Annotated in this window: 20 protein-coding genes; all 20 read right to left on the bottom strand. The window is 26.0% G+C overall.

Annotation, left to right across the window (positions count from 1 at the left end):
* Positions 1 to 35: 35 nt before the first annotated feature.
* Entirely contained in the window at positions 36 to 1,826 is a 1,791-nt protein-coding gene (locus tag ACFIJ5_RS09915; RefSeq protein ID WP_379806538.1) for a tetratricopeptide repeat-containing glycosyltransferase family 2 protein, read from the bottom strand.
* A 78-nt stretch (positions 1,827 to 1,904) separates the two neighbouring features.
* Entirely contained in the window at positions 1,905 to 3,218 is a 1,314-nt protein-coding gene (locus ACFIJ5_RS09920) for a hypothetical protein (protein ID WP_379806540.1), read from the bottom strand.
* Between the two features lie 254 nt (positions 3,219 to 3,472).
* Positions 3,473 to 4,399 carry an NAD-dependent epimerase/dehydratase family protein gene (locus tag ACFIJ5_RS09925; protein ID WP_379806542.1) on the bottom strand — a complete coding sequence of 309 codons (927 nt, stop codon included), beginning with the start codon at positions 4,397 to 4,399 and terminating at the stop codon, positions 3,473 to 3,475.
* A gap of 31 nt (positions 4,400 to 4,430) precedes the next feature.
* Positions 4,431 to 5,159: a sugar phosphate nucleotidyltransferase gene (locus ACFIJ5_RS09930; protein ID WP_379806544.1), complete on the bottom strand. Its 729-nt coding sequence runs from the start codon at positions 5,157 to 5,159 to the stop codon at positions 4,431 to 4,433.
* A 16-nt stretch (positions 5,160 to 5,175) separates the two neighbouring features.
* A complete protein-coding gene (rfbB, locus tag ACFIJ5_RS09935) occupies positions 5,176 to 6,243 on the bottom strand; it encodes a dTDP-glucose 4,6-dehydratase (protein WP_379806546.1) in 1,068 nt (355 codons plus the stop codon).
* A 39-nt stretch (positions 6,244 to 6,282) separates the two neighbouring features.
* Positions 6,283 to 7,380 carry a DegT/DnrJ/EryC1/StrS family aminotransferase gene (locus tag ACFIJ5_RS09940; protein ID WP_379806548.1) on the bottom strand — a complete coding sequence of 366 codons (1,098 nt, stop codon included), beginning with the start codon at positions 7,378 to 7,380 and terminating at the stop codon, positions 6,283 to 6,285.
* Between the two features lie 181 nt (positions 7,381 to 7,561).
* Entirely contained in the window at positions 7,562 to 8,554 is a 993-nt protein-coding gene (locus ACFIJ5_RS09945; RefSeq protein WP_379806550.1) for a GNAT family N-acetyltransferase, read from the bottom strand.
* Between the two features lie 128 nt (positions 8,555 to 8,682).
* The gene (locus tag ACFIJ5_RS09950) at positions 8,683 to 9,594 is read right to left on the bottom strand and encodes a glycoside hydrolase family protein (RefSeq protein ID WP_379806552.1); all 912 of its coding nucleotides are present in this window, start codon (positions 9,592 to 9,594) and stop codon (positions 8,683 to 8,685) included.
* Between the two features lie 68 nt (positions 9,595 to 9,662).
* On the bottom strand, positions 9,663 to 10,346 hold the full coding sequence (locus ACFIJ5_RS09955) for an acetyltransferase (RefSeq protein ID WP_379806554.1): 684 nt from the start codon (positions 10,344 to 10,346) through the stop codon (positions 9,663 to 9,665).
* A complete protein-coding gene (locus ACFIJ5_RS09960; RefSeq protein ID WP_379806556.1) occupies positions 10,333 to 10,752 on the bottom strand; it encodes a sugar 3,4-ketoisomerase in 420 nt (139 codons plus the stop codon). Before ACFIJ5_RS09960 ends, ACFIJ5_RS09955 begins: the two co-directional genes overlap by 14 nt.
* Before the next feature lie 31 nt (positions 10,753 to 10,783).
* On the bottom strand, positions 10,784 to 13,699 hold the full coding sequence (locus tag ACFIJ5_RS09965; protein WP_379806558.1) for a glycosyltransferase: 2,916 nt from the start codon (positions 13,697 to 13,699) through the stop codon (positions 10,784 to 10,786).
* A 148-nt stretch (positions 13,700 to 13,847) separates the two neighbouring features.
* Entirely contained in the window at positions 13,848 to 14,216 is a 369-nt protein-coding gene (locus ACFIJ5_RS09970) for a DUF192 domain-containing protein (RefSeq protein ID WP_379806560.1), read from the bottom strand.
* Positions 14,217 to 14,223: 7 nt separating this feature from the next.
* Entirely contained in the window at positions 14,224 to 15,141 is a 918-nt protein-coding gene (locus ACFIJ5_RS09975; RefSeq protein WP_379806564.1) for a type II secretion system F family protein, read from the bottom strand.
* Between the two features lie 17 nt (positions 15,142 to 15,158).
* Complete coding sequence (locus tag ACFIJ5_RS09980) at positions 15,159 to 16,106, bottom strand: type II secretion system F family protein (RefSeq protein ID WP_379806566.1); 948 nt, start codon at positions 16,104 to 16,106, stop codon at positions 15,159 to 15,161.
* A gap of 66 nt (positions 16,107 to 16,172) precedes the next feature.
* Complete coding sequence (locus ACFIJ5_RS09985) at positions 16,173 to 17,498, bottom strand: CpaF family protein (protein ID WP_379806568.1); 1,326 nt, start codon at positions 17,496 to 17,498, stop codon at positions 16,173 to 16,175.
* Positions 17,499 to 17,508: 10 nt separating this feature from the next.
* Complete coding sequence (locus ACFIJ5_RS09990; RefSeq protein WP_379806570.1) at positions 17,509 to 18,660, bottom strand: response regulator; 1,152 nt, start codon at positions 18,658 to 18,660, stop codon at positions 17,509 to 17,511.
* 10 nt (positions 18,661 to 18,670) lie between these two features.
* Positions 18,671 to 19,642, bottom strand: coding sequence for a Flp pilus assembly protein CpaB (cpaB, locus tag ACFIJ5_RS09995; RefSeq protein ID WP_379806572.1), 972 nt, complete (start codon positions 19,640 to 19,642; stop codon positions 18,671 to 18,673).
* Between the two features lie 10 nt (positions 19,643 to 19,652).
* Positions 19,653 to 20,555, bottom strand: coding sequence for a Tad domain-containing protein (locus ACFIJ5_RS10000; protein WP_404661451.1), 903 nt, complete (start codon positions 20,553 to 20,555; stop codon positions 19,653 to 19,655).
* A 3-nt stretch (positions 20,556 to 20,558) separates the two neighbouring features.
* Positions 20,559 to 20,948, bottom strand: a complete 390-nt coding sequence (locus ACFIJ5_RS10005) for a TadE/TadG family type IV pilus assembly protein (protein WP_379806576.1) — start codon at positions 20,946 to 20,948, stop codon at positions 20,559 to 20,561.
* Between the two features lie 44 nt (positions 20,949 to 20,992).
* Positions 20,993 to 21,166 carry a Flp family type IVb pilin gene (locus tag ACFIJ5_RS10010; RefSeq protein ID WP_379806578.1) on the bottom strand — a complete coding sequence of 58 codons (174 nt, stop codon included), beginning with the start codon at positions 21,164 to 21,166 and terminating at the stop codon, positions 20,993 to 20,995.
* Between the last annotated feature and the right edge of the window lie 97 nt (positions 21,167 to 21,263).

A 21,263-nucleotide genomic window follows, 5' to 3' on the forward strand; every position in this document is an offset into this window, starting at 1 on the left:
TTTACTTTTTATAAAGTATTAAAACTTAACATAATTTACAAATTTACTTTAAGAATATCTAATCCTTCATCATCCATTACTTCAAACATTTTTATAGATTGAATTATCTCTTCTTTTGCCATATTTTTATATCCATATTTATAATATAATTTTCCTAACTGAAGCAGTACTGACTTGTCACTTATCAAGTTGAATAAATTTAATGATTTTTCAAGTTTATCAAATTCTTTATTTATAAGGAATATTTCACAAATCTCAAAAATAAAAGATGTGTAATCTTTTTCATTATCATCTTCAGATAAAATGTCCACATCTTCATTTACAAATAAATTCACCAATTGTTTATAAACTTGTACTGCTTTTTTATCACGATGTGATAGATTGTTTTCATTAAACTTATTTATAGTAATCAAAGCTAAATCATATTTATCCATAATAATAAGACATATAATTTTATATGATAAAAATTGGGAATAATATAAATTGTTTTCAGATATAGTATCACTATATTTAATACATTCATCAAATCGTGATGTTCTTATAAGACACTTAGCTTTAAAAAACATAAGATATTCTGAAAGTGATTTTTTTGATTCATATTTTTCTAAATATTCTAACGCTGTTTCATAATACCCTTCACTATAAAACAAATCTGAAATTATAAAATATGCATTAGGAAAATCCTTAAAAAAACTTTCTATTTCATTTTTAAATTCATCTAAAGGTGTATTCTCCTCTTTTAATATATGTGTAATATTATATAATGGTACTATATAATCAGGTTTTGATTTTATCGCTTCAATACAATATTTATATGCAGTATTGTAATCTTTAATTTTCATATATATTTTAGATAACCAATCAAATGTTAAAAAGCTTCCAACTCCATAAATGTTTTTTAAAAAAGGATCAGATTCTCCTAATTCTATACATTTTTGAAAAGATTCTATTGCTAAAGAAGGCTTATTTTTCATATCTAATATAATACCCTTAAAATAATGTAATTCAGTAAATTTAGGATAATATGACAATCCAATATTTATAAATTTTAAAGCCTCCTCTAATTTTTTTAATATAAAGTTTGTTGTAACTATTTTTAAAATAAGCTTTGGTGAATATGCTACTTTAGGATTAAACTCTTTATACACTTCATAAAAATATTTTAATGCTTTATCATACTCTCTTACTGTGCAGTATTCATTTCCTAAGTTAAAATAATGAAATTTATTTTCAGGTTCTTTTTTTATTAAATTTTTAAGGATTTTTATATTTCTATTTGTCTTATCTTTTTTAATCATATTATATTGCAAGTATCCATAGTGATATATTCTCACTTCTTCTACTCTACCTTTAATTGGAAATTTAGAATTTCTTATTTGATTGTGTATTTCTCCCTCATAGTAATATCCATAATTATTTTTAAAAAGACGTGGATTAAGATTTACACTTATATTAAATCCTTTCTGATGATAACCTGTATAACTTAAAGTTTCAAAATAATACAAAATATTATCATCAAGATTATTAACTAAATTTCTAAATTTATTTTTATCTTCACTGCAAAATTCATCGTCTCCATCCATGATTAAAATCCAATCTTTTGTAGCATATTTCAACGATTCATTTCTTGCTGCACTAAAATCATTGCACCATTTAAAATAATATACCTTTGCCCCGTAGCTTTTTGCAATTTCTACTGTTTTATCTATAGAACCTGTATCAACTATTATAATTTCATCCACTAAATCTTTAACACTTTCAAGACATCTTGGTAGATTTTCTTCTTCATTTTTAACTATCATACAAAGACTTATTTCATTAGCCATTTATTTTTCACCTCTTTTACTCTGTATCTATCACTTAATAAGCCAAGAAGTACCTTACGGTACTCCTTGAATCTTACCTTAATATCTACCATTAAAAATAATTTGTATAGTTTGAGTATTAGCAGTTGAAGTTGAACATTTAGCTTTTATATATTTTAGATAATAATCATTAGTTATAATCTTTGGAGTATTTGTATCATTTACTGTTGCTACTTCTTCTATAAGCGCATATTTTCCATCAGAAGCTGGACAAGCCTCAAGCTGTACCGTTACATTTGCAATATTACTAGAAGTTACATTTCTAATATACCAAGAAGTAGCTTCATATTTTGAAATATCGATATAACTTGATTCCTCATCAGCTACATTTGTTACTGTAATTGTTTCTGTATCTTCAGTAAAAGTTCTATCAATAATACTTATATTTACAGTAGAATCTATAGCATTTAATGTTGAAACTACACTTACTAGTTCTACTTCATTTACTATATCTACTTCGTTTACTGTATTTACTAAGTCTACTTCATTTACGGTATTCACTAAATCTACTTCATTTACTATATCTACTTCGTTTACTGTATTTACTAAGTCTACTTCATTCACTGTATTCACTAAGTCTACTTCATTTACTATATCTACTTCGTTTACTGTATTTACTAAGTCTACTTCATTCACTGTATTCACTAAGTCTACTTCATTTACTATATCTACTTCGTTTACTGTATTTACTAAGTCTACTTCATTCACTGTATTCACTAAATCTACTTCATTTACTATATCTACTTCGTTTACTGTGTTTACTAAATCTACTTCATTTACGGTATTCACTAAATCTACTTCATTTACTATATCTACTTCGTTTACTGTGTTTACTAAATCTACTTCATTTACGGTATTCACTAAATCTACTTCATTTACTATATCTACTTCGTTTACTGTGTTTACTAAGTCTACTTCATTTACGGTATTCACTAAATCTACTTCATTTACTATATCTACTTCGTTTACTGTATTTACTAAGTCTACTTCATTCACTGTATTCACTAAATCTACTTCATTTACTATATCTACTTCGTTTACTGTGTTTACTAAGTCTACTTCATTTACGGTATTCACTAAATCTACTTCATTTACTATATCTACTTCGTTTACTGTATTTACTAAGTCTACTTCATTTACGGTATTCACTAAATCTACTTCATTTACTATATCTACTTCGTTTACTGTGTTTACTAAATCTACTTCATTTACGGTATTCACTAAATCTACTTCGCCTACAAGTAATTTACCACCTGAATTAGTTTGTAATGCAACATAACTACTTCCGTCAGAACCATATACAGCAGTTTTCAATTTTTCTGCTGAATGTTGAAATACTATATTATTAGCCAAAGCTATTACCTCCCTATTTTCTTTTGAAATTCAAAGCATTATATATACATGTCCATATAAATACTTCAATAATATAATATGAATAAAAATTTAAAGTGTGCTATGAAAACGGACAAGTTATAATCCCAATAACTTTTTTAAAAAAGTTATAATTTCTTTAATAAAGAAAAAACTAGGACAAGCCTAGTTTTTCATTATCTACAATAATTCAATATTTTCTTTTCAATATTCTTAACTTCTTGTATCAAATATAATTATTTATTATATAAGTTTTTATAATATTCATAGGTTGCTTTTAATCCTTCTTCTATAGAATACATTGGCATCCAATCAAGTAATTTTTTAGCTTTTTCATTTTCAATGTAGCTATGCATTATATCTCCATCTCTTTTGTTTTTATATATATAATTAAAATTTCTTTTTGATATATTTCTCATGTATTTTACCAATTCATTTATACTTATTTTATTATTAGTAGAAATATTTATTGTTTCATTATTACCTTTAGTTAATGCTGCAACATTAGCATTTACAATATCCTTTACATATATAAAATCTCTTGTTTGTTCTCCATCTCCATAAATAACAGGAATTTCTTTTTTTATTATTTTGTTTAAAAATATTGCTATAACCCCACCTTCTCCTTTAAAAGCCTGTCTAATTCCGTATACATTTGCATACCTTAATATAGTAAATTTAATACCGTAAAATTTACTAAAAACCTTCACATAATATTCTGATGTAAGTTTTGAAATTCCATAATATGAAATAGGATTTGTTTTATTTTTTTCGTCAATTGGGAGATATTCAGGATTTCCATAAACAGATGCTGAAGACGCATATATAATTTTTCTAACTTTATTTATTTTACATGCTTCTAATATATTTATAGTTCCAATTATATTTACTACAGCATCAAATTTAGGATTTTTAATAGATGTTTGAATATCTATTTGAGCTGCATGATGTATACATACATCTGGTTTAAAATCATTAAAAATTTCAATTATTTTTTTAGTATCTCTAATGTCTACTTTATAAAACTTAGCCTTTACATTTATATTTTCTACTTTTCCAGTAGATAAATTATCAACAATAGCAACATTATGATTCATTTTCACTAACTCATCAACTATATTAGATCCAATAAATCCTGCCCCACCTGTTACAATAATATTCATTTTATCCTCCAATTTAATTACTAAGTTTCAATTAATATTGAATTTCATTATTACTTTTAAACAACATATCATTAGCATATTTTAAAGACTCAAAAGTTCCTGCATCCATCCATTCACCTTCTAAAATATCATAGGTTAGTTGTCCATTTTCAATATATATATTGTTTACTGACGTAATTTCATACTCCCCTCTTTTAGATGGAGTTATATTTCTTATAATATCAAAAACTTGATTATCATACATATAAACACCAATTACTGCAAAATTACTTTTAGGATTAATAGGTTTTTCTTCTATTTGTATAACTTTCAACTTATCAATAACTGCAACTCCATACCTTTCAGGATTTTTAACTTCCTTCAGTAAAACCTTTGCTCCTTTTTCTTGCTTTTTAAAATCTTCTACATATTTTTTTATACTGTAAGTCATAATGTTATCTCCAAGAATAACTACAATAGGTTCCCCTTCTGCAAAACTTTCTGCTAAAGAGAGAGCATTTGCTATTCCTAATGTGTTTTCTTGAACTTTAAAATGAAAATTACATTGAAATTGTTTTCCACTACCCAAAAGTCTTATTAGATCTTCTATATGCTCTTTACTTGTTATAATAAGAATATCCTTTATTCCACATAAAATTAATTGTTTAATAGGATTATATATCATAGGTTCTCTTCCTACTGGGAGTAGATGTTTATTTGTAACTTTTGTTAATGGATATAGTCTAGTACCTTTTCCTCCTGCAAGTATAACCCCTTTCATTTTAATCACACCCTATTTATTGATCTATTTTTTTATAATAATTATGATATTTACCTAATATGATGTTTTCCAACCACATTTGATTTTTCAAATACCACTCTATTGTATTTTCGATTCCTCTTTTAAAAGAAACTTCACATTTCCAATTAAGTTCTTCTTTTATTTTTTTTGCATCTATAGCATACCTTTTGTCATGACCTTTTCTATCATTTACATATTTAATTAAACTATAATTTATATATTTCTTTCTAAAGTCATTTTCTGGTAAAACGTTTCTTAATATATCTATTATAATTTTTACAATTTGTATATTTTGTTTTTCATTATTTCCACCTACGTTATATACTTCACCAATTTTTCCTTGGTGTAAAACTAAATCAATTGCTCTACAGTGATCTTCTACATGAATCCAGTCCCTTATATTTTTACCATCGCCATACACAGGTATATACTTTCCATTAAGACAATTACTTATAGTCAATGGAATTAATTTCTCTGGAAATTGATAAGGTCCATAATTATTTGAACATCTTGTAATGTTAATTGGCATTTTGTAAGTATCATAATATGATTTTACTATTAAATCTGCACTAGCCTTACTAGCTGAGTAAGGACTATGTGGATTTAATAAACTTTTTTCTGTAAAATAACCTTTTTCATCTAATGAACCATATACTTCATCTGTAGAAATCTGCAAAAATTTTTTACCATCTATAAAACTATCTTTTAACTCCCAATATTTTTTAGTAACATTTATTAAATTATGAGTACCTAAAACATTTGTTTTTATAAAAATATTAGGATTATCTATACTTCTGTCTACATGAGATTCAGCTGCAAAATTAACTACATAATCTATATCATTTTCTTCAAATAATTTAGTCAAAATATCTATATCACAAATGTCTCCTTGTACAAATTTATAATTTAGATTATTTTCCACTTCTTTAAGATTTTCTAAATTACCTGCATAAGTTAATTTATCAAGATTTATTATTTTTATATCATTATATTTTTTTAGCATATATAATATAAAATTTGAGCCTATAAAACCTGCTCCACCTGTAACTAAATAAGTTTTCATTTTATCACCCTTTAACTATCAACACTTTAAACTTTAGTATTATTTCCATTTATTCAATACATCAATTACGTATTCTATCTCTCTATCTTTCATACCATACCAAATGGGTAAACTTAAAACTTCTTTAGAAATTTTTTCAGCTACTGGAAAATCTCCTTGTTTAAAGTGTAAATCTTTATAAGCTTTTTGTAGATGAATAGGTATTGGATAATGTATTAAACTACCTATTCCCTTTTCATAAAGATATTTCTGTAAATCCTTTCTTTTCTTACTTTTTACAACAAATAGATGCCACACTGGTTCTGCATTATCAATTACATGTGGCAAAATTATATTATCATTTCTTATATTGAGTATATATTTAGCTGCAATTTTTCTTCTATATTCATTCCACTTTTTTAAATATTTTAATTTTACACTTAAAAATCCAGCTTGTATTTCATCTAATCTCGAATTAAAACCTCTATATTCATTAAAATACTTTTTATTTGATCCATAATTTCTTAATGCTCTTACTTTTTTAGCTAATTCTTCATTATTAGTAGTAACAGCTCCTCCATCACCTAATGCACCTAAATTTTTACCTGGATAAAAACTAAACCCTGCTCCAGTTCCTAAACTACCTACTATTTTATCCTTATATTTTGCTCCATGAGCTTGGGCACAATCTTCAATAATTTTTAAATTATACTTTTTTGCTATGATTTTAATTCTATCCATTTCAGCTGGTTGACCATATAAATGAACTACCATCAAAGCTTTTGTATTTCTTGTAATTGCATCTTCAATTAAATCAGGATTTATATTATACGTTTCAAGATTTGGCTCAACAAATATTGGTTTTGCACCTGCATAGGATACTGCTAAGGCTGTAGCAATATATGTGTTGGAAGGAACAATAACTTCATCTCCACTACCAATATTTAATCCTCTTAAAGCTAGATGTAATGCATCTAATCCACTACCACATCCTACACAATATTTTACATTACAATAGTCTGAAAAGGACTGTTCAAAGTTTTGTACTTCTTTCCCTAAAATAAACCAATTCTTAGTATAAATTTCTTGAAACTTGGAATTCATTTCACTTTTTATTTCTTCATGCATAGGTTTTAAATTAACAAAAGGTATTTTCACTAATATTCACTTCCTAATGAAAATGTTTTTTAATTTAATAGTTTGCCACTCAATTATATTATATTAACAACTATTGTTTATGTGATTTGAAGATACTAATATATAAAATAAAACTAACCTTCATACGGAATTTTATTCCAAATGAAGGTTAGTCTTATTTATCAAAATGTATTACTCTTTATTAATTCAAATCCTTAAAATAGGTTTTATTTATAGAATACGTAGTTCCAAATCCTTCTTTAAACTCTGCCAAAGTATTATTTAATCTTTTTCCATTATTTTCAGTGCTAATTCCAAAAGAAAAATATTCAAAATTGCTTTCTTTTGCAGTTTTTATAAGATTATAATTTAGAAAATTCATAGGAAAAACATATAGGTAATCTGGATGAGCTGCTAAGTATTGTGTATGAAAAACTTTGTCTTTAAATTTAAAAACCATACTACCTGCAATTAATACATTATTATAAAACACTCCATAAAAATCAATATTATCTTTAAGTATGTCCTTTTTTAATTTAATTAATTCTTCAAATTTATGGACTGGTTTCCTATTAAATTTTTTGAAATTTATACAAAGTAAATCATAAAAATTCAATATTTCATTATCACTTTCTATTTTTCTAAAATCCAAATTAAAATTTAAAGATTTTCTATAATCTCTCCTTTTATTGGATGTAAAATTTAGCTCTATGCCTTTTTTATAATTGTTAAAATCAATGTAAAAACTCAATTCATCATAACAATTATAATTTTTATTAAATAGAAAATAATCAATTAAATTAATATTATCTGATGAAAAAATCTGAGATGTATTTTTTAAAATAACTGTATTAAATTCATGTTCTCTTAAATATTTTTCTAAAATTTCGACTATCTTGCTTATGTGTCTTATATTATTGAAATGACTATTTACTATAATTCCACCAAAAGTACTCCCTTTGTGAGAATAAAATATTTTCTTATTCCCTTCTTTTATTTCACATGCTGGAATTACCGCTGCAATTGTATCCTGTCCTTTAAATATAATTAATGAATGGTCAATAAATCTATCTTTGGGATGATAATTTAAAAATCTTCTAGTTTGAAGAAAAGTTCCATTTATAGAATTATTTATTACGAATTTATCCCACTTGTTTTGTGAATCTTTATTAAATCGTTTAATTTGCAATACCATACATACACTTCCCTTAAATAGTTTTAACTGGATTTTTTCACAGCTTACTTTACACTATCCAAAAAATTCACCTTAATATCTTTTTAAAGATTAAGGTGAATTTATAATTTTACTAGTTCAATATAAATTTATTTTACTAATTCTGCATATCCAAAACCATCTTTTCCATAATTATTTCCATTATAAAACAAATAAACTTTATCCTTATATTTTACAACACTTGGATATGCCATCATTAGCGAATCCCAACCATTTTTAGATAGCTCCATCCCTAATTCTTCATCTTTTCTTATCCAACTAATACCATCTATCGACTCAGCGTATCCTAATTTATACGTCACATTTTCACTTCCTGCACAAAAAAACATTTTATATATGCCAGCATCTTTAATAATATATGGTCTCGCTACTCTATATTCTTGTCCTTGAGTAGGAAGAATAACTTTCCCAGTTCTATTAAAATGTACACCATCCTCTGATTCCGTATACCTTATATCATACATTGGAAGAGTTTTATACTTGCCTTGCTTAAATTGACTGCCACCACCATACCAAACTCTCCATCTACCATTTTCAAGAATAATAGAATGTATAACTCTAAAAAGAACTTCACTATTAGTTCTTTCAAATACAGGCACATTACTGTATCTCTCAAAACTCTTTCCATTATCTTCACTAATAGCGAGCCCACTAAAAATTGTCATTCTAACCTTTTCACCAAGTTTATAACCTGCATAATACATATATACTTTTTTATCATTTTTAACTACAGCACATGGAACTACTCCATTATCATCAAAAGCACCAGGTATACCTATATTCAATACTGGTTTCCTTGATATTTCTAGAACATTAGATGGATTATTAGCGTCTAAATCTACAAATCCTACTCTACTTACACCTTTTTCATCTCTAAATCCGGCATAAACTCTTATAACATCTTCTTTTATAAAATACGGAACTGGTTGTAATGCAGAATCTTTAGCCCATGACATTTTATTTTTAGGATTAAATATTAATCCTTTTTTTATCCACTTCATGCTTATATCTCCCTTACTTTATTATTTCTTACCAAAACCAAAGGTTTTTTATACAATATATGACTTTGCTATTCTTCTAATCGAAAATATTCAAAAGTATCCTTATTATCCGGTTTAGCAGGATTACCTTTTAATATTTGCCTATCTTTAGTATTTTTAGTAACTACAGCTCCAGCTGCAATCAAACAATCTTTACCAATGCTTATGGTATCAACAAGTGTACAATTAACCCCTAAAAAACTATTTTTCCCTATTTCACAATAACCAGGTATTACTACATGGGAGGTAATAAAACAATTATCATTTATTACGGATCTATGTCCAACATGATTACCACTCCACATAACAACATTATTACCTACTTTCACGTAGTATTGTAAAGTATTATCCTCAAAAATAAAACTATTTTCTCCTATTTCTACATTTCTCCATATAAAAGCACGTGAGCTTACATAGGAAACAAATTTATATCCTTTACTTTTAGCTGCATGATATAATCTAGTTCTAACTCTATTAAATTGTGTAAATGTAATTGCTGTAAATGCCTTATATTGAGATGGTGAGAATTGTTCTTCCATATTTTCAAATTCTATAACTGGCAACCCAAATAAACTATCTTTTTTTAAGTATTTTTTTTCAACTGCAAATGCAGCTACTTCATAGGGTGAATCATAAGTGAAATATTCATATGCTATCTCAGCAAATTCACCATCCCCAATAATAATTATTTTCTCTTTTTTATTTTCTCTCATTAACCCTTTCACTCCCCACATATTTCAAGAATTCACAATAATCCCTTATATAATCTTTCTCATCATAATAGTTAGATGCAAGTACCAAAAGCACCGCATCTTCTGTAAAATCGTACATTTCACGCCATGTATTAGGTCCAATAAATAATCCACTATTTCTTTCATTAAGAAAAACTATTTCTTTTTCTTTTCCATCATCAAGTAAAATTTTACATGAACCATTGATACAAATTAATACTTGTTGTAGAGTTTTATGAGTATGATACCCTCTTCTTACTCCTTTTCCTACATTAAAAATATAATATATTCTTCTAATATCAAAGGGTATATCCCTACTTTCTTCTATAGGTATTAATGCTCCTCTTTTATCTTTTATTTTTTTAAATTGAATTTTTTTTGAATTCATTAAAAATTCACCATCCTAAAATACAAATAAATTATTTTATATTTAAACTCTGCATAATCCATTGCTTAACTAAAGAATATTTTTGAGAAATACTATTTAATAATTCAAAAGCACTTTGCACATCACCATTAGAATAGTGACATATAAAACTCCAACGAACATATTTAAATATTCTAAATTTTATCCATTCTTCCATAATAAGTGGATCTATACCTTTTTCCAAGCCTGTATTTTTTAACTTTTCAAGCTCTTTTATCGTAGAATAATCATATTCCAAAATAAGATTATTACTTAAATTATTTTTGTGAATTCTATAAACAGCAACATGATCATTTATAAATCCAACATCTCCAGTAAGCATTAATTTTAACCAAAGAAACAAATCACCTGAAAAAGTTTCTTCTGCCATACAATTCATTTCAATTGCTTTTTTTCTATTAAAAACCGAAGTTAGTCCACTGGTAATATGATTATATTCCCCTTTTTCATAATTAATAAAGTAATCTATTCCTTTTGTGATTTTTCTTCTATTGTGATTAGTATTTACAAACTTATTTTCGTCTACATACAACAATTTGCAATTAGCCCATACAAAAGAAATATTTTTATTTTCTAATAAAAACTTTACTGCTTTACTTATATAATTATCATCAACTAAATAATCATCATCACTTAAAATTAATACATATTCACCAGTAGCTAATTCATGTAACAATCTATATGAATTTTTCACAGCATTTAAATTTTTTATATTTCTATAATATTTAATTTTTTTATACTTTTTATATTCCTTCATCATTTGATCTGTTCCATCTGTAGAACAATCATCTGATATTATGATTTCTAAATTTTCATAGTCTTGTTTTAAAACACTTTCTATTGCCTCTTTCAAAAATTTTTTCTTATTATATGCTGGAATAAGTACACTTACTTTAGGTAGTGTTTTATCTTTAACTCGAATTATATATTGGTTATTTTTTTTATCATTAATTTCTTTTATTCTATTCAATTCAAATGCCAATTCATCTAAACTTTCATTGCAATAAATATCTAAATTTTTAAAATACTTAGCAAATTCCTTTTCAGATATTTTTCCATTAATAAAATTTATCACGATTTCTGAAAATTTTTTTCCAAATCCATAAATTTCTTGAATTAAATTAGCTCTTTTCTTAATAAAATTTATCATCTGATTAAATTCTATAATATTATTTGAATAGCAATAGTAACATGAAATTAAATGGGAAACTAAATGTAAAGCTAATTTTTTACTATTTATTGTTTTACTTAAATTATTTTTACTTATCCTTCTTACATGAACTAATTCTTGCATAACTAAAACTTTTTTATTTAAATTGTTTGCAAGCATTCTATTAAGTGTCATATAATCTTCACTAACTATAAATTTATCGTTAGGATTATATTTAAATAAATTTTTATTTTTTGAAATAGAACCAGCTAAAAATGCTTTTACTTCACCAGTATATGCTAAATTTAATAATACATCTTTAGCTAAAAGTTCATTAAAATTCATTCTATCATAACCAATCTGTAATCTACCATCATCATATAAACTAATAATATATCTTGGAATTACCATAACTGCATCTTCAGATAAACGTTTTATTTCTTCAGAAACCTTTTCTTTATCCATACAAAAAATCATATCATCATCATCTAAAATCATTGTATACTCTGTTGATACATTACTAAAGCCTGAATATCTAGCTCCAGCTAGCCCTTTATTTTCTTTATGTCTAACAATACGTTCTATATTGAAATCTTTTTTATTTTTTTCTAAATAATTAATAATTTCTTTCCCCTTTGTAGAGCAATCATCTACTATCAGTTTTCTCTGATTTAAAAACTTAAAACCATTGCTTAAATCATTTCTTAAAATTTCTCCTCTATTATAATTAGTTATTAAAAGTGTTAAATTTTCTATACTTTTACTATGATCCATATTGCTTTTTTCATGAATTTTCCTACTAATAACTTTTAAAATATTTGTTTTATCATACACATTATTTATTAAATTTACTAATTCTTTCAATTGCATGCTTAACGAATAATTTTCAACAATAAACTCTCTATATTCATATGAATCATAATCATCAGAAATAACCATATTAACAGCATCATCAATGGTATTCCAAACATATTTCTTTGGGTATATTCCTCTTGCCCCTACAAAATTATGGACAATTGGTTTAATTCCCCTAGCCATCGCTTCCATAATACCAACTGGATGCCCTTCTAAAATACTTGTACAAATTATATAATTCTTATCTTCTAACCATTTATTTATGTTATTTTGCCAACCACTAAATATTACATTATTTTGTAACCCCATTTCTATTATCATTTGGTGAAAATATAACAAATATCTTTCTTCTTGAAACTTTCCAGCAATATACAGTTTATATCTATTATCTTTATCATAAATCTTCTTAAAAGTATGAAGTAATAACATAGGTCCTTTTTTAAAATTTATATAACCTACATAAGCTATATTAAATCCCTTTTCTCGTTTTTTATAAATATATTTATCTAAATCAACTCCATTAGGAATAACAATTGTTTGTTCTTTATTAATGTTCACTTTACTTAATACAATATTTCTTATATGATCACTTACAAATATTAACTTATCAACATTTTGCCACTTTACTTGTGTTATATTTTTAGTAAAAGCTTCATAGCTGTGTAATCTACATATAATCTTCTTATCTCTAGCTATTTCTAATTTACTTCCATATATAATAAGTTGATCACACCACTCAAACCAACAAATATCAGCCCACTTCATTTCTTCATCAATCTGATTAAATTTAGTAACAATCACTCTTTTTGTATCATATTCCTGAGATAATCTATTAATTATTTCATTAATAAAACTATCTAAATTAGGCAAAACAAAAAAAACTATTTTCTTTTTATTTTCCAAATTCTCTCCTCCCACAAAATTCAGTTATAAAAAACTAAGTTTATAATTTACATTACATCTCCCAGATATATTATATTAATACTAACTTATTTGTGTGATTAGCCCATTTAACGAAAAAATAAGAACAGTTCACAACTTTTTTCATCAATTAATCATAAAAGTTGTGAACTGTCCCTTGTTTAGTTTGAGTTTCTTGAATAATAATTTTGCTCCCTACTTCAATATTTTTAAATAATCCTACTTTACTTTCTAATACCATTTTACTTTTTTTTACTGGCATTATTATCTTTCCTGGAGGTAAATCTTCTATCTTTTTAATTACTTCCATATTTTCATTAATAAATAATACATCAATGGAAAATTTCATAAAAAAAGTATGAATACTATTACAAGGTTTTATTATTATAACTTTATAATGCGGTTTTTTCCTAAACATATATCCCATAAATCTTTTGGTAAAGGTATCCGCTACTAGTACATTTGACACAACCATATTTTCATGGATTAAAATCTTCACCCTCAAATCACCCCTTGATGAACATCTTAAAGATTTTTATAACAGCTGGTCCTAAAATAATAATAAATATTGAAGGAAATATAAAAAATATTAATGGAAATAACATTTTAATAGGAGCTTTCATTGCTTTTTCTCTTGCTGCTTGTTTTCTTCGTTCTCTCAAATTCGAAGCTTCAATTCTAAGTACCTTTCCTAAACTAACCCCTAATTCATCTGCTTGAATAAGTGCAGTAACTAGCGTTGATACTTCCTTAACATCACAACGTTCACTCATATTTTTTAACGCTATTTTACGCTGAATTCCCATTCTTATTTCTTTAAGACTTTTAGAAAATTCATCACAAAGTTCTCCACTTATAATACTAACAACTCTAGCCATAGCACCATCAAAGGATAATCCGGCTTCAACACTTACAGTAATTAAATCTAATGTATACGGCAATTCCTTTAAAATGATTTTCTTTCTAATTTCAATTTTTCTTGAAATATAAAACTTAAAAAATACATTAAGAAATATAATTATAAATATTACAATAATAAAAACCTTTAATATATTAGACTCAGCAGCATAAAATAGCAAACCCAATAATACAGAAATAACAATTACAATCATATTTTTATTATATAACCATTTTTCTGCAGTAGTATTTTTTAGTAAACCTGCTTTTTCTAACCTCTTACTCAATATAGTTAATTTATAACTAGGTGTTATCTTAAAAAAAATTTTACTAAAAGAATAATATATAGGTATAACTGTACTTTCTAAAAAGGATTTATCTTGAACATTATTATAATCTAAATTATTAAAATTTTTAATTCGTTCTATCCTATTTTCAATTGTCAGTTTGTTATAATTTAAACTGTATAAAACTCCCAATGCAAACATAAAAACTACTAAAAAACATATAAATGCTGCAATATACATCAAAGTTCCCACCCCATTTACATATCAATATTAATAATTTTTTTGATTATAATAATTCCTAATATTTCATTAAAAACAGAACTAATAATCATAGCTAAACCAATAGGTGTAGTAAATAAAAGAAGAATATATTCTTTATTAAATAAGTAAATAATCGCCCCTAAGAAAATAGGAATAAACATAACAATTATTCCTGATAATTTACCTTGTGCAGTTAAAGTTTTTAATTCATTTTTAATTTTTTGTCGTTCTCTTATAGTTTCTGAAATAGTATCTAATATTTCAGATAAATTTCCCCCAATATCTTTTTGAATCAAAATAGCATTTACTATAAGTTTAAGATCCTGTGATTCCACTCTTGTAAGCAAATTATTTAAAGCATTCTCTTCAGAAATACCAAGACTCATTTCTTTAAGCATTTTTTTTAATTCTTTTGAAAAAGGTTTTTCCATTTCTTCAGTTACCACTGCAATTGCTTGCAAAAATGAATATCCAGCTTTAAGAGAGTTTGAAATTATAGTAATTCCTTCATTAAGTTGACTATCAAATAATTTAATTCTTTGTTTCTTTCTATTTGCTATTATGATTTTAGGCATATTCCAAATTATAATAAATAAAATAAGTGTAATAATAATATTTTTAGAAAATGCATATATAAAAAAAGCAAAAGTTGTTGATGTAAGTATTTTTATAACCATCAATTCTTTTACTGTAATAGACATATCTGCTTTCATAAGTTCAATTTCTAATTTTTTAGTTTGCTTTTTATTAATTTTGAAAACTGGAATTAAATTTGACAATATTTTTAATATACTAATTTTATTTTTTTTATCTTTTTCATATTCATCCTTACCAGCAAAATCTTTATCATAATACTTTAATTTTTCTATAGGTTTTTCTTTATAAAATACAATAAAAAATATAGAACTTATAAATGCCCAAATAGTTAAAAAAATTAATATCATCACAACATATATCACATTTATCACCAACTTTTCTTTTTTAACTTAATGAAATTGCTTATATTTTATCTATAAAAGATCTGGAGGTATATTAATTCCTTTTTCTTTTAATTTTTTAACGAATTTAGGCATAATTCCTGTAGATACAAATTCTCCTTTCACCTTTCCTTTACTATCCAACCCTTTTTGCTCAAGCTTAAATATATCTTGAAGAATAATTACATCACCTTCCATACCTTGAACTTCTGTTACATGTGTAATTTTTCTACTACCATCCATAAGTCTTGATTGTTGGATAATTAAATCAATAGCTGATGCTATCTGATCTCTAATAGCTTTTATAGGTAAATTCATACCAGACATAAGTACCATCGTTTCTAGTCTTGCTAACATATCTCTTGGAGTATTAGCATGACCTGTTGTAAGTGAACCATCGTGTCCTGTATTCATAGCTTGGAGCATATCTAAAGCTTCTCCTGAACGAACTTCACCAACTATTATTCTATCAGGACGCATTCTTAAGCTATTTTTAACCAAATCTCTTATAGTAATTTGTCCTTTTCCCTCTACATTAGCTGGTCTTGTTTCTAATCTAACTACATGCTCTTGTGAAAGTTGAAGTTCCGCTGCATCTTCAATTGTAACTATACGTTCTTCATTTGGTATAAATGAAGATAATACATTTAGTGTTGTTGTTTTTCCACTTCCAGTACCTCCCGAAACAACAACATTAAGTCTTCCTTCAACACAGTATTTAATAAGTTCTGCCATTTTACGATTCATAGTACCAAAGTTTATAAGATCATTTACTTTAAAAGGATCCTCTGAAAACTTTCTTATAGTAATTGATGGTCCATCTATTGCTAACGGTGGAATAATAGCATTAACTCTAGAGCCATTAGGAAGTCTTGCATCTACCATTGGTGAACTTTCGTCTATTCTTCTACCAATGGGAGCTACAATTTTTTTAATTACGTGAAGCACATGATTGTCATTTTTAAATTTAGCATCTGTCAATTGTAATTTTCCTTTTTTCTCTACATATACATGTTTAGGTCCATTAACCATAATCTCTGTAATTTTACTATCTGTAAGTAATCCTGTAATAGGTCCAAATCCAATAATCTCATCTAATAATTCTTCTTTTACTTTACTTTTTTGATTGTTGGTCATATTCAAAGATTCTTTCTCAATATGTTTAGTTAGAATAAAGTTGATTTCTTGTTTTAATTCCTCATTTTGTTCTGATATCTCATTAAAATCTATATCTAATTCTTCAATGACTCTATTTTGAATTTTAAGCTTTAATTCAAAATAAGGGTCTTCTTCTTTTTCATTAAATTTATTAGATTTTTTTTCCACATTAATTTCTTCTAATCTTTTTATTAGAGACATGTTATCACCTCTATTCAACTAATTTCTTACACATACTTTTAATGGCTTTTGCTACTTTAGATTTATAATATCTATGATTGTCACAAAATGGTTGTCCACTATTCACTGAAATACTAACTATTTTCTGATCTTCTGGAATCATAGCAAATATTTTATTAGTAAATACATCTTTCACTTCTGATTTACTTATTCCATAATTTTGAGTAAATTTATTTATAACAAGCTTTACCTTGCTTTTATCATATCCTAGTGATTCCATAACTTGCAAACCTAATTTAGTATTTTTAAGAGAAACAATTTCCATAGTAGATACAAATAAAATTACTTCTGAATAATCTAAAATATAAAGATTATTATTATCAAAATTAATACCTGTATCAATAATAATCACATCATAATAATTTTCAAAATTTTTTATTATTTTTTCAACACTATCTCTATTTATATATTCTGATGCTTCTGGATTTAAAGGTGCAAAAAGTATATCTAGATTTTCATTATATTTATATAAATAGTTTTTCATATTTTCATAAGAATCTACTTGTCCATCGTCTACTGCATTAAAAATAGTTTTTTGATTATACTGATTTACCAACATAGAAATATCTCCAAATAGCAAATCCATGTCTAATAGAAGTGTTTTTTTACTATCTTCTTTACTTAAAGTAATTGCACTATTAAGTGCTAAAACTGATTTTCCTACACCTCCCTTAGAGCTAAAATATGATATGATTTTTGCTTTACTTCTTTCTTCCTGTTTTATTAGTAAACTTACTTGTCTTTCTCTATATTTTTTATAAGTTGCTGTAATAGTACTAATTAACGCATCATAATTGAAAGGTTTAATAATATATTCTTTAGCTCCATAAAACATAGCTTTTTTTAAATATTCTGTCTCTCCTTGAACAGACATAATAATAACATTTACATATGGAAACTCATTAGTGATTTTTTCTGTAGCTTCTAATCCATTTAATATAGGCATGTTAATGTCCATCAATATTATATCTGGATTTACCTTAGGAATTAGTCTGATAACTTCTTCTCCATTACTGGCTTCCCCTACAACTTCAAAAAGTTTTTTCTCTAAATTTAATATTTTTTTTATTACATTTCTTGTTTCCTCAATATCATCTGCAATTAATATTTTAATTTTATCCATATCATCACCCCTAATAATCTAATACAGGGATTTTAATTATTGTTCCAGTTATAATTATATTTTCATTTTGCATATTATTTGCTTCCTTTATTAATGAATATTTTTTAGAATCTCCATAAAAAGCTTTACTAATTTTCCTCAACGTATCTCCTCTTTTTACTGTATAGACAACATATTTGTCACTTTTTTCTTCACTTCTTGTATTTTTTTTATCCTCTTGTACAGTTTGTTTTTCTACCTTCTCTACTATTAATTCTTCCCAGGTAGCACCTTTAGTTTGTGTACTTTTTTCATTTGTTATTGGTCTAAGAACTAATTTCAAATTACCAATACGCTCTGCCAATACTAAATTTTCTATTTTAGAAATTGGTACAGATAGTGTTACTAAAAAATTTGTTGCCACTTTTTCCGCTTCTTTTGATCTATCATCTTTTAATTTTTCTTCCCTATTTAGTTGCTTGTCTACAGCTAGTAATTTAACGTTCTCCAATACTATTTTTGATAAATCTGGTCTAACTACAGAATTTCCTTCTTTTTTTTCAGGTAAATATACAATAATATCTACAAAATCTCCTGGTTTTATTAAATCTGAAACTGCTGAACTTCCTGTAACATTAATAGAAATTGCTCTATGATTATTATCTATTTTTAAACTAAGTTCATTTTCATTTTTACTTATTAATTTACTATTATGAAATCCTTGATTTTTTAATATAGTCTCTTTTGGATATTTCCCAATTATGTCAGAAACATTTTTGATATAACTATCAAATATCGAATTATCTACTATTTCAACTTCTTTTATCATTTTATATTCTATACGGGTTCTTGGAGGTATTGTTTCTGCTGCCACTAAAATTGTTGATTTTTGAATAGTTTCTTTTTTATTTCCTAAAGATTGTAAATACATAAAAACAGCCCCTGCAGCTAAAACTGCTATAATAAATGATACTGCTATTAATTTCACTCCAATATTTTTCATATTAACACCTCTATTTTACTAATTTTGCACCATATACACCTGTATCAGCTAAATTCATATCAATAGAAGCATTGGCAACATGTTTAACAAACCGTGCATTGATTTCTATTTTACCTGATTTTTGAATTATATCTTCTACATAAAACATTCCAAAGCCTATTACTAATAATTCTCCTCTCCCATTAGGTTCTAATGTTGCAACTAATGGTACTGTCCATAATCTCATAGAATTTCTTGTATAGTTATAAAATGTACTACTATCAGAATTAATGTAATCTTTAATAGCATTAGCAGCTCCTGCCATGTTACCTGTTTCAGTAGGGATAAAATCTCCTACTGATATTGTTCCACTATATCCATAAAGTGCATTTGACTCAAATACACTTGCCCCTGTTCCACCAAGGGCAATTGCACCATAATTTCCATTATATCCATCTCCAGCCTCTTGTTTAATCGTTATCAAATTCCCATAAGAGTAATCAAAGACCTCTACCGCAAATGGGCGTATACCACCTCTTACTGATTTTGCAGAACCAATAATAGCTTTTGATGTTACATTTAAATTTTTACTATAAATTCCTATTATAGGAGCAAATAAGTGTTCAACATTTTTAATTGCATCTATCTGAATGCTTTTATTATCAATACCAATAGTTATTGAAGCCATACTTGGATCTACATTATTCTTTTGTAAATATTCTTCTGCTATATTTATTGCTTTTAATTCGCCATTAGGTAATTCAAGTGCAGCTGCTAAAACTGCTGAATCCACAGCATTAGATAATTTTGTTTTTTCTGCATAAATCATTCCAATATCTACTACATAAGCTGTAAAACCCAACAAAGCTGTAAATAGTATACTTAAGATTATAGTAATACTCCCTTTATTATTTAATTTTTTCATAACATTCATCACTCACTCTATCCTCATTGATGTTTGAGCATTTAACACTACTGTATCATCTATTATTCCACTTATAATAGGAACAATAGTATGATAAGTGTAATTCAATGTTACAGTAAGTGTCTCTCCTGATGTCCTACTTGTTTCATTCGGAGTTATAATTATTGTTAAATTTTGACTTTCCAAATTAGGAGAAGCAGCTAGCACAAGGTTCTGTATTTCAACGTCTGAAGTTCCTACGATTCCAGCCCGCGCACCTTCTCTAGCTGCATTATTAATGGTAAGATATGCATTAAATATCATTCCAAATTCTGCAATGGCCATAACAACTAATAAAATCAACGGAAATATTATTGCAAATTCCACCAATGATTGACCATTTTTATTTTTTAGTAATCTCATAGTTGCCACCCCATGTATGAAGTTTAAAATATAGATTAAGAGTATTAAAGTGCATTAATTATTTCCTGAAATTTTGCTGCAATTGCTGGTCCTAATAATACTAAAACTGCAATAACTACTACTGCAATAAGTCCTATTAATAATGCGTATTCAACCATACCTTGTCCTTGTTTTCTTTTTAAAATCGATAGTGCATAATTTTTGAAATTACTTAACATACTTACATCCTCCCCTAAATTAATTTTTTTACTTATTATAATTATAATGCACTATATACACATTAAAACAGATTATAAACGTCACATTTTCTAGGTA

Source organism: Haloimpatiens myeolchijeotgali, assembly GCF_042688525.2.
Classification (GTDB): domain Bacteria; phylum Bacillota; class Clostridia; order Clostridiales; family Clostridiaceae; genus Haloimpatiens.

Coding starts and splice junctions, on each gene's coding strand:
- cpaB (WP_379806572.1), bottom strand. CDS start 19,642: ATGAAAAATATTGGAGTGAAATTAATAGCAGTATCATTTATTATAGCA.
- ACFIJ5_RS10000 (WP_404661451.1), bottom strand. CDS start 20,555: ATGAATGTTATGAAAAAATTAAATAATAAAGGGAGTATTACTATAATC.
- ACFIJ5_RS09960 (WP_379806556.1), bottom strand. CDS start 10,752: ATGAATTCAAAAAAAATTCAATTTAAAAAAATAAAAGATAAAAGAGGA.
- ACFIJ5_RS09990 (WP_379806570.1), bottom strand. CDS start 18,660: ATGGATAAAATTAAAATATTAATTGCAGATGATATTGAGGAAACAAGA.
- ACFIJ5_RS09930 (WP_379806544.1), bottom strand. CDS start 5,159: ATGAAAGGGGTTATACTTGCAGGAGGAAAAGGTACTAGACTATATCCA.
- ACFIJ5_RS09975 (WP_379806564.1), bottom strand. CDS start 15,141: ATGTATATTGCAGCATTTATATGTTTTTTAGTAGTTTTTATGTTTGCA.
- ACFIJ5_RS10005 (WP_379806576.1), bottom strand. CDS start 20,948: ATGAGATTACTAAAAAATAAAAATGGTCAATCATTGGTGGAATTTGCA.
- ACFIJ5_RS09955 (WP_379806554.1), bottom strand. CDS start 10,346: ATGAGAGAAAATAAAAAAGAGAAAATAATTATTATTGGGGATGGTGAA.
- ACFIJ5_RS09980 (WP_379806566.1), bottom strand. CDS start 16,106: ATGATATTAATTTTTTTAACTATTTGGGCATTTATAAGTTCTATATTT.
- ACFIJ5_RS09945 (WP_379806550.1), bottom strand. CDS start 8,554: ATGGTATTGCAAATTAAACGATTTAATAAAGATTCACAAAACAAGTGG.
- rfbB (WP_379806546.1), bottom strand. CDS start 6,243: ATGAAAACTTATTTAGTTACAGGTGGAGCAGGTTTTATAGGCTCAAAT.
- ACFIJ5_RS09985 (WP_379806568.1), bottom strand. CDS start 17,498: ATGTCTCTAATAAAAAGATTAGAAGAAATTAATGTGGAAAAAAAATCT.
- ACFIJ5_RS09915 (WP_379806538.1), bottom strand. CDS start 1,826: ATGGCTAATGAAATAAGTCTTTGTATGATAGTTAAAAATGAAGAAGAA.
- ACFIJ5_RS09925 (WP_379806542.1), bottom strand. CDS start 4,399: ATGAATATTATTGTAACAGGTGGGGCAGGATTTATTGGATCTAATATA.
- ACFIJ5_RS10010 (WP_379806578.1), bottom strand. CDS start 21,166: ATGTTAAGTAATTTCAAAAATTATGCACTATCGATTTTAAAAAGAAAA.
- ACFIJ5_RS09950 (WP_379806552.1), bottom strand. CDS start 9,594: ATGAAGTGGATAAAAAAAGGATTAATATTTAATCCTAAAAATAAAATG.